The following is an 8,812-nucleotide window of genomic DNA, read 5'->3' on the forward strand; positions in this document are numbered from 1 at the left end:
CACCCATTGCTCCGAGCTGGGAGTGCTGACGGGGCTGATTCAACACATGCCCCACGGAGTCGAGCGCATGGAGTTATTGCAGCGCCTGCTCGACAAAATCGACAGGTTTGAATTGCTGATCGCAGGATTGGTCGGTGCTGTCGTCGCAAGCTGGTGGCACAAAGACGACCTGGCCGACTGGCGGGCTTGGATGATCTTCCTGGTCACCGGCATTGCCTGCTCTCTGTACCTAACGAGCATGGTCAGCACCTATCTGGGTGTGACCGAGCCAAAGATCGTCGCGGGCATTGGCTTCTTGCTGGGCACCTTCGGCGGATCGCTGCTGGCAGCCATCAACCGAGCCATCAAAGCCGCTGACCTCTGGGCGCTAATTCGCCAGCGGTTCGGGGGAGGCAATCCACCATGAATCTTGAACTGATCAACTCCATCGTCTGCGGCTTGATTGCCTTGTGGGCGACCTGGTGTGTTCTGAGCGGGCGAGTGCGGGACGGTGTCATCGGCAAGCTGATCTACTCGGCGATTGCCATCAGCGGCTTCGTGGTGATGAGTCGCGACCAGAACATTTTCATCATGGCCCCGACCACTGCCGGGATCACATTGCACGTCTCATTGGCCCTTGCCGGTATGCGTCACATCTTCATGGTCATTTGGTGGCAGAGGGTGAAGGCGTGGTTATGCCGCACCATGAACTGTGAACACTGCATGGGGTGTGACAAGGCGCCTGGCGGGATTGACCGTCGATCCAAATAGGTCGAGACACATTTCTCGGGTCGTAAAAACGTGTCGCGACACTGAGGTGGTGAATGGATAGGCCTTTGCCTCCGGCATCGCTGCTCGACTTGTCCGAAGTCGGTATGCGCCTGAAGCCTGCTCCAGAAGTATGGGATTGGCTGCAAACCGAAATCCTCGCCGACACCGGCAGCATCCACAACGAAGACCACGCCCATCTGATCGATGCGGACGTGCGAGTCATGTGGGCGTCTGCTGCCTTCACGAAGAAGGGGCGTACGGTGGTGGGACAGGCCGAACAGGTGGCGTTCCGCGCTGGTGGCTGGCAGAAGGCCCGGATGGAACAGCAGATGCAGGATTGGTTCGGCGACGTGCCGGCCTACATCATCACGCTGGCCGCCGACTACTGCGCGGATTGCTCAGACGCTGACTTTTGTGCACTGGTCGAGCATGAGCTGTATCACATTGCCCAGGCGACCGATAAGTACGGTCAGCCAGCGTTCACCCAAGAAGGACTGCCCAAGCTTGAGATGCGCGGACACGACGTTGAAGAGTTCGTCGGCGTGGTGCGTCGCTATGGGGCGAGCCCTCAAGTGCAAGAGCTGGTGGACGCTGCAAACAATCCCGCTGAGGTGGGGAAATTGAATATATCGAGGGCCTGCGGAACCTGTCTGCTCAAGTCGGCCTGATTCTGGACAGGCATTGGACGGATGAGAATTTATGGCTGCCCTTCAAACCGACGTGAAGGCCTTTATCGTTCAGGCCCTGGCATGCTTCGACACGCCTTCTCAGGTGGTTGAGTCTGTCCAGAAAGAATATGGGGTGACGATCACCCGCCAACAGGTTGAGACGCACGACCCTACAAAGACTTCAGGTAAGTGCCTGGCCAAGCGCTGGGTGACGTTGTTCGAGGACACCCGAAAGCGCTTCCGCGAAGACACCGCCGACATCCCGATCGCCAACCGGGCGTTCCGATTGCGTGCCCTTGGCCGAATGGCTGAGCGCGCTGAAAGCATCAAGAACCTTGCACTGGCCGCTCAACTCATGGAGCAGGCAGCCAAAGAGACTGGCGGGGCATACACGAACAAACAACAGGTGGATTTGAGTTCCGCTGATGGCTCGATGAGCCCCAAGGCGGTGCCAACCGGAGTAGATGCGGCCCTCGTTAAGGCCCTGGTAGACAAGCTGGTTGACTGATGGCTATCAAACCGATCGAGTGGGACACGCTTTCCGTTGACGAGCGTGCCGCCTTGATCGCGGCTGGCGAGCATAGCCCTCTGGCCTTCACCAGCCTCTGGTTCAACATTACCCAGGGCGACAGCTTCAGGACCAACTGGCACCACCACTACTTCGACTACGCCGCCCGCAAGATGCTTGCCGGTGAAGCGCAGAACATCGTCGTCAACATTCCACCGGGCGGCACGAAGACCGAATTCTGGTCTGTGCACCTGCCGGTCTACACGATGGTCAAGCACCGCCGGGTGCGGATCCTCAACACCAGCTACTCCAAGAATCTGGTGGACGAGAACAGCGAGCGCAGCCGCGCCCTGGTCAAGTCGTCCGAGTTCCGCGAGTTCTACCCCTTCGACATCGAGAAGGACAAGGTAGACGACTGGACGCTGGCCAAGGATGGGAAGCGCGTTCACCAACTGTTCAGCCGTTCAAGTGGCGGCCAGATCACTGGTGTCCGTGGCGGCTACATGGGTGATGGCTATACCGGTCACATCCAGGCGGATGACTGGGACAAGATCGACGACCTGTTCAGCGAGGCCAAGCGGCGTAAGTCGCACACGCGCCTAGTGAACACCCTGCGCAGCCGGAAGGCGCACAGCGGCACGCCATTCGTTGCGATTCAGCAGCGCGGACACGTCGACGACTCGACCGCGTTCCTGCTGTCCGGCGGCATGGGCCTGAAGATCGATCTGCACATTAAGATCCCAGCCCTGGTCAATCAGGAATACATCGAAAGCCTGCCTGACGGCATCCGCGAGCGCTGCATCAAGAGCGTGTGCGGGTCTGAGCAGGTTGATGGCTACTGGTCGTACTGGCCAGCCAAGGAAAACGTTCACGACCTGATCGCGCTCCGGACGGCTCACCCGTACACGTTCAGCAGCCAGTACATGCAGGATCCCGACACGCTCGACGGCGGGATATTCTCGGCTGATGACTTCCAGTACTACGGCGACGTGGATGCTGGTGCCGATCTGCCGCTGCCGGAGAAGTTCGACTACCGCTTCATCACCGCAGACACCGCCCAGAAGACCAACACCTGGAACGACTGGACTGTGTTCGGTGAGTGGGGCGTGGCCGAGGGTCGCATCTACCGGCTGAGCATGAAGCGCGGCCGGATGGATGCGAAGACTCTGCGCCGCGAGTTCGAGGCATTCGTCAAGGGTGCTTGGGCCAAGAACGGTAAAGCCAACGGCATCCTGCGCCGGGTCTACGTCGAGGACAAATCGAGCGGTACCGGCCTGATCCAGGAGATGGAAAAGCGCCTACCGCTCAAGGTGACACCTGTTCCGCGTGATCGCGACAAGCTGACCCGCGCACTCGACGTGCAGGGCTTTCACGCTGCGAAGCTGGTCTGCCTTCCGTACGACGACAGCCAAAACTACGAGTTCGTGTGTGAGGTCGCGTCCTTCACCGCCGACGACAGCCACAAGTACGACGACCAGACCGACGTGATGATCGACGCCTTGTCCGAGGTTTACATCAAGGGCAAGCGCTCGATCCGCGATCTTCTATAACCCAATCGGTGACCACATGAGCAAGAAGGGCTTAGTGCCAGCAGACAAAAAGCTGGGCAAAGCCCTTGTGAAGGCTGCTCAGAAGTACGAGGCGCAGATCAAGTCGTCGAGTGACGGTCTGGTCAACGTCGTGTCGGGGCTTGGCACCCAGAAGGCAAAGCGATCGCATAACCAGTTCCAGTACGGATTCCTGAACGACTTCCAGCAGCTCGACGCGGCGTATCAGACCAGTTGGCTTGCCAGGGCGATCGTGGACTACCCGGCCGAGGACATGACCCGCGAGTGGCGAACCCTCAAGTGCGACGACGCGGACGTGATTCGGGCCGAGGAAGACCGCCTGCAACTGCCTGCTATGGTGAGCGAGGCAACCAGCTGGGCGCGCCTGTACGGTGGCGCCGGCATCCTCATGTTGACCAATCAAGATCTGACCAAGCCGCTCAAGCCGGAGAAGATCAAGAAAGGCGACCTCTACCGCCTGCTGGTCATCGACCGATTCGACATGACGGCGATGGACCTGAACCAAACCAACATCCTGGCCGCGAACTATTTGCAGCCGGAGTTCTACACCATCGCCGCCGGCGCCCAGATGATCCACTGGACGCACTTTGCCCGGTTCGCCGGAGCCAAGTTGCCACGCCGCCAGCGTGCACAGACGCAAGGCTGGGGCGACTCGGAACTGCGCAAGTGCCTAGACGACGTGATGGATATGGTCGCCAGTAAAGACGGCATCGCCGAGCTGATGCAAGAAGCGAACGTCGACATCATCAAGCGTGTCGGCCTCTCGGATGAGCTGGCCAGCGATCAGGATGACGCCATCACGGCGCGCTACGCCCTGTTCAGCATGATGAAGTCCTCGATCAACCTGGCGCTGCTGGATGACGAAGAGACCTACGACCGCAAGACCCTGGACCTTTCCGGGGTGGCGCCGGTGCTTGACCTGCTCATGACCTGGATCGCCGGTGCCGCTGGCATCCCGGTGACGCGCCTGTTCGGCGAGTCTGCCAAGGGCCTGGGCAATGATGGCCAGGGTGACGACACCAACTACTACAACCACCTCTCATCGAAGCGCCTGACGCAGATCGATCCCGGTCTTCGCCAGCTCGATGAGGTGATGGTGCGTTCGGCCACCGGCCGGTGGCTGGATGACTTCAACTACGTCTGGAATCCGTACAAACAGCCGGACGCCGTGCAGATATCCGCTGCCAACAAGGCCAAGGCCGAGACCGATATGCTCTACAAGGACGGCGGGGTTGTGACCACCAGCCAAATCCAGCGCCGCCTGCAGGCCGAAGAGCTCTACCAGTTCGACGACGACAAGATCGCCGCGCTGGAGGCTGATGAGGACCTGACCATGTTCAATGACCCGGTGGATGACGACGACAAGGTTGAATGACCATGGACATGATCGGCATCCAGTACAACGCCAAGCTGCAGCGGCTGGTGAAGCAGGTCAAGGAGTCGATCAGCAAGGAGGTCATGCCTCTGGTTCGCCAACTGGCGCCGGAGTACACGCAGGACGCGGTGGTCACGACTGACGCCTGGTCCGACCTGATCATCAACGCCATATCAACGCTGGTGAGTCGCTGGTCGTCGCCGATGGTTCAGGCTGCCGGTGCGCGCATTGCTGGCGAGTTCGTTCAGTCGTCGCTCAAGAAGTCCGAGCGAGACCTGAAGAAGTCGGCAGGCATCGACGTATACAGCGGCAACAGCGCGCTGCAGGACTACCTGAAGGCCTCGGCCCAGCAGAACGCCCAGCTGATCAATTCCATCCCGGCCAAGTACCTCGACGAGGTGCAGACGCTGGTGATGGCGAACATGCGCTCCGGCATGCGCCCCGGCTACATCGAGAAGGCGTTGCAAGAGCAGTTCGGCGTGACCCAGCGCCGCGCCAAGATGATTGCCCGCGACCAGACATCGAAGATCAACGGCGAACTGGCTGAGAAGCAGCAGAAGGGCGCCGGCTTCGAGTACTTCCAGTGGATTGACTCCGACGACAGCCGTGTACGGCACCGCCACCACGAAATCGCCAACAAGGTCACCGCCTACGGCAAAGGGATTTATCGGTGGGACGACCTGCCGCTGAGTGCCGACGGCAAGCCAATCAAGCCCGGCTCCGACTATCAGTGCCGATGCATCGCGCGCCCAGTGAGCGCACGCGAGGTCAAGGCCAACCAAGACGCAGGCAAGACAGCGCCAGGCGTCTACCGCTAATCCATCCAATCCGCGAGGCCGCAACATGAAGTGCACGGTTTTCGACCGGGCTGGGTATCGCATCACCCAGCGAGAGTACACCGACGAGGGTTTTCTGAAGGTTCCGGGGCGGGTTGCCCGTACCGGGATTCAGGAGTACCTGTCGCGCGAGCTCGGGCTCGACGGTGATCCGAATCGCGTTATCCGCGTTTACCGGCCGCCGGAAGAGGTATTCGCGCCTGACTCGCTGAACACCTACGACGCCAGTGACATCACCAATGACCACCCGAAAGAGTTGGTCACTGCGCTGACCTACAAAGGCGTCGCCGTCGGCGTGGTGCGCGGGCCTGGACGACAAGATGGCGACTTTGTCGCTGCCGACCTGATCGTCAAAGACCAGAAGACCATCACCGACATCAATGCCGGCAAGTGCGAAATCTCCGCCGGCTACACCGCGATTTACGACGAAGCGCCGGGCGTCACTGAGGACGGCCAGGCGTACGAATACATCCAGCGTGAAATCCGAATCAACCACGTTGCGATCGTTGACCGAGCAAGGGCGGGCGCCAATGCCCGCGTTTTTGACCACAACCCAGGAGGCAACACAATGCCTGTACTTATCACCACCGATAGCGGGCGCAGCGTTGATGTTGCTGATCCTGCGAACGCCCAAGTGGTCGCCGACTCGTTCGACCGACTGTTGAAGCGTGCCACTGATGCGGAAACCAAGGCTGATAAGGCCCAGGCAACCGCTGACAAGGCTGCTGAAGACTTGGTCGAGGCCCGCAAAGCTTCCGGCGATGTCGCAATCGGCGAACGCGTCAAAGCCATCAGCTCAGCCCAGGCCCTTGCCCGCAAGGTCGCCGGCGACGAATTCACCTGCGATAGCCTCGACGTGATCGAGATCAAGCGCGCCGCACTGGCTGTGGCCCTGCCTAAGCGCGACTGGTCGGACAAGTCCGCCGGCTACGTTGAAGCCGCCTTCGACGCTGAGTCCGACAAGGACGAGGAAGAAGACGACAAAGACGAGAACGGCAACAAGAAGCCGAAGCCGGCCACCGGTGACACCGCCGCGCTCTTCGCTCAGTTCATGCAGTTGGCTAAAGACGGCGCAACTACCGCCGCAACCACCGACGCCGCACCTACCCCGTACCAGGCGCACAAGCAAAGCTTGTCCGGCGCCCACAAACAGAAAGGAGCCTAACCATGCCAGTTATCGGTGGTAACGCAATCAACCACGGCGTCGCGTACGCGGGCATGGTCGCTGACGGCGAAGTGTCCAACGGCGTCTCCAAAGTCAACAAAGGCACCGCGAACATCGCGTACGGCCTGGGTGTTGTGAGCGACGGTGACGACGGCGCAAAACTGCCGGTCGCTGCATCGACCGCAGCCCAGTTCATCGGCGTCGTGAAGCGCGAACTGAACCGCGCCTACACGCAGAGCGATGTATTCGGCGCGGTCGCCAAGCGCGACATGACCGTCGAGACCGTGGCGCCTATCTGGGTTACTGCTCGCGTGGCGGTTGCCAAGGATGACCCAGTCTATCTGGTTGTCGGCGACGGCACTGGCACCAACCAAGGACAGTTCTCGAACGTGATCGGCGCCGCCGCAACGCTGGCCGTCCTGATCCCGGACGCCAAATGGGTCAGTTCCGCCGGCGCCGGCGCACTGGCTAAAATTTCTCTCAAGGTCGGGGGCTAATCGACATGACTCAGCTTAAAAAAATCGTCGTAGCCATCGATGCCGCTATCGCGCACCAGATCGGCCGCGATGCGTACCAAGTGACCTTCAACGACGGTCTGCCGACCCTCGATGACGGCCTGGCGTTCTACATCAGCCAGCTGGCGAGTTTGGAATCTCGTATTTACGAGGCCAAGTACGCCGCGATCAACTACATGGAGCTGATCCCGGTCGACACCTCTCTGCCTGAGTGGGTAGATCAGTGGGACTACATCAGCTACGACGGCGTGACCATCGGCAAGTTCATCGGCGCCAGCGCTGACGACCTGCCAGATGTGACGGTAAACGCGAACAAATCGGTTGTGCCGATCGGCTACGCGGGCAACAAGTACAGCTACAGCCTGGACGAACTGCGCAAGTCGCAACAGCTGCGAATCCCGCTGGATACCACCAAAGCCCGTCTGGCTTTCCGTGGTGCCCAAGAGCATACCCAGCGTGTGGCGTACTTCGGTGACGCAGCTCGCGGCATGACTGGGCTGTTCAACAACCCCAACCTGGCGCTGTCGAACTCCACTCTCGACTGGTACAACGCCGCGACCACGGGTGACCAGATCGTCGCCGACCTGAACAAGATCCTGGTTGATGTCTACATCAACTCGGCCACCGTTCACGTCCCCGACACGATCATCCTGGATGCTGCCCGCTTCGCGTTCATCTCGAACAAGCGGATGGGCACCATCACCGACAAGACGATCCTCGAGTACTTCCGCACCAACAACCAGTTCACCGCGCTGACCGGTCGCCCGATCAATATCTTCAGCCGCCTGCAGCTGTCTGCTGCCCAGTTGGCAGCCGCCGGCGTGTCCAACGGCAACAAGGACCGCATCGTCGCTTACGAACTGAACGACGAGAACCTGGGCATGCAGGTGCCGATCCCGTGGCGCTCCCTGGCTCCGCAGATGTGGAATCTGAAGGTCAATGTGCCCTGCGAGTACAAGATCAGCGGCGTTGAATTCCGCTACCCGTTCTCTGGCGCGTACCGCGACCAGTTCTAACCACCCGATCCTTGGCTGCCTCCGCTCTGCCCGGGGCGGCGGCCAATGATTCCGGGCGAGGATTCGACATGTTCCTGAAGAACGAAGCAGCACGACTGATCACCATCAACCACCTGGTGGGCGACAAAGAAACCAGCTACCCAATCCTGCCGGGTGAAAACCCTGCGGTTGAAGTTCCTGACGCGGTGGCCAAGATCGATTTCGTCAAAGCTTTGCTGAAGAACGGCGACCTGCGCCGCGTTGGCGCTGACGAGCTCGGCGACGACGATGAGGGCGACGACGACAGCGATGCCATCATCGCCCAGCTTCAAGAAGAGGCCGCTGGCCTCGGCATCGAGGTGAATCCTGTATGGAAAGAGGCACGCCTGCGCAAAGAAATCGCCAAGGCTCAGCCTGCCGTGTAACACCCGG

Annotated in this window: 11 protein-coding genes; all 11 read left to right on the forward strand. The window is 60.3% G+C overall.

Annotated elements, in window-relative coordinates:
- Positions 1-67 precede the first annotated feature (67 nt).
- The 11 genes from ACOYXI_RS04040 to ACOYXI_RS04090 all read left to right on the forward strand — a co-directional run bounded on the left by ACOYXI_RS04040 (position 68) and on the right by ACOYXI_RS04090 (position 8,805).
- A complete protein-coding gene (locus ACOYXI_RS04040; protein ID WP_097090027.1) occupies positions 68-406 on the forward strand; it encodes an MFS transporter in 339 nt (112 codons plus the stop codon).
- Positions 403-750: a hypothetical protein gene (locus ACOYXI_RS04045; RefSeq protein WP_461674367.1), complete on the forward strand. Its 348-nt coding sequence runs from the start codon at positions 403-405 to the stop codon at positions 748-750. Before ACOYXI_RS04040 ends, ACOYXI_RS04045 begins: the two co-directional genes overlap by 4 nt.
- Before the next feature lie 53 nt (positions 751-803).
- Entirely contained in the window at positions 804-1,418 is a 615-nt protein-coding gene (locus ACOYXI_RS04050) for a putative metallopeptidase (RefSeq protein WP_461674368.1), read from the forward strand.
- 31 nt (positions 1,419-1,449) lie between these two features.
- Positions 1,450-1,926, forward strand: coding sequence for a DUF2280 domain-containing protein (locus ACOYXI_RS04055; protein WP_242209165.1), 477 nt, complete (start codon positions 1,450-1,452; stop codon positions 1,924-1,926).
- On the forward strand, positions 1,926-3,476 hold the full coding sequence (gene terL / locus ACOYXI_RS04060; RefSeq protein WP_461674369.1) for a phage terminase large subunit: 1,551 nt from the start codon (positions 1,926-1,928) through the stop codon (positions 3,474-3,476). Before ACOYXI_RS04055 ends, terL begins: the two co-directional genes overlap by 1 nt.
- A 16-nt stretch (positions 3,477-3,492) precedes the next feature.
- On the forward strand, positions 3,493-4,869 hold the full coding sequence (locus ACOYXI_RS04065) for a DUF1073 domain-containing protein (protein ID WP_461674370.1): 1,377 nt from the start codon (positions 3,493-3,495) through the stop codon (positions 4,867-4,869).
- Positions 4,866-5,687: a phage head morphogenesis protein gene (locus ACOYXI_RS04070; protein WP_461674371.1), complete on the forward strand. Its 822-nt coding sequence runs from the start codon at positions 4,866-4,868 to the stop codon at positions 5,685-5,687. Before ACOYXI_RS04065 ends, ACOYXI_RS04070 begins: the two co-directional genes overlap by 4 nt.
- A gap of 25 nt (positions 5,688-5,712) precedes the next feature.
- Positions 5,713-6,870: a DUF2213 domain-containing protein gene (locus tag ACOYXI_RS04075; protein ID WP_461674372.1), complete on the forward strand. Its 1,158-nt coding sequence runs from the start codon at positions 5,713-5,715 to the stop codon at positions 6,868-6,870.
- 2 nt (positions 6,871-6,872) lie between these two features.
- On the forward strand, positions 6,873-7,367 hold the full coding sequence (locus ACOYXI_RS04080; protein WP_461674373.1) for a structural cement protein Gp24: 495 nt from the start codon (positions 6,873-6,875) through the stop codon (positions 7,365-7,367).
- Between the two features lie 5 nt (positions 7,368-7,372).
- Positions 7,373-8,401 carry a DUF2184 domain-containing protein gene (locus ACOYXI_RS04085; RefSeq protein WP_461674374.1) on the forward strand — a complete coding sequence of 343 codons (1,029 nt, stop codon included), beginning with the start codon at positions 7,373-7,375 and terminating at the stop codon, positions 8,399-8,401.
- Positions 8,402-8,469: 68 nt separating this feature from the next.
- The gene (locus ACOYXI_RS04090) at positions 8,470-8,805 is read left to right on the forward strand and encodes a hypothetical protein (RefSeq protein ID WP_461674375.1); all 336 of its coding nucleotides are present in this window, start codon (positions 8,470-8,472) and stop codon (positions 8,803-8,805) included.
- Positions 8,806-8,812: the final 7 nt, after the last annotated feature.

Source organism: Pseudomonas sp. G3-19, assembly GCF_054855875.1.

What these genes read in the sequence shown, in the direction of transcription:
- ACOYXI_RS04040 (WP_097090027.1), top strand. Translation starts at nt 68, where the DNA reads ATGGAGTTATTGCAGCGCCTGCTCGACAAAATCGACAGGTTTGAATTG.
- ACOYXI_RS04045 (WP_461674367.1), top strand. Translation starts at nt 403, where the DNA reads ATGAATCTTGAACTGATCAACTCCATCGTCTGCGGCTTGATTGCCTTG.
- ACOYXI_RS04050 (WP_461674368.1), top strand. Translation starts at nt 804, where the DNA reads ATGGATAGGCCTTTGCCTCCGGCATCGCTGCTCGACTTGTCCGAAGTC.
- ACOYXI_RS04055 (WP_242209165.1), top strand. Translation starts at nt 1,450, where the DNA reads ATGGCTGCCCTTCAAACCGACGTGAAGGCCTTTATCGTTCAGGCCCTG.
- terL (WP_461674369.1), top strand. Translation starts at nt 1,926, where the DNA reads ATGGCTATCAAACCGATCGAGTGGGACACGCTTTCCGTTGACGAGCGT.
- ACOYXI_RS04065 (WP_461674370.1), top strand. Translation starts at nt 3,493, where the DNA reads ATGAGCAAGAAGGGCTTAGTGCCAGCAGACAAAAAGCTGGGCAAAGCC.
- ACOYXI_RS04070 (WP_461674371.1), top strand. Translation starts at nt 4,866, where the DNA reads ATGACCATGGACATGATCGGCATCCAGTACAACGCCAAGCTGCAGCGG.
- ACOYXI_RS04075 (WP_461674372.1), top strand. Translation starts at nt 5,713, where the DNA reads ATGAAGTGCACGGTTTTCGACCGGGCTGGGTATCGCATCACCCAGCGA.
- ACOYXI_RS04080 (WP_461674373.1), top strand. Translation starts at nt 6,873, where the DNA reads ATGCCAGTTATCGGTGGTAACGCAATCAACCACGGCGTCGCGTACGCG.
- ACOYXI_RS04085 (WP_461674374.1), top strand. Translation starts at nt 7,373, where the DNA reads ATGACTCAGCTTAAAAAAATCGTCGTAGCCATCGATGCCGCTATCGCG.
- ACOYXI_RS04090 (WP_461674375.1), top strand. Translation starts at nt 8,470, where the DNA reads ATGTTCCTGAAGAACGAAGCAGCACGACTGATCACCATCAACCACCTG.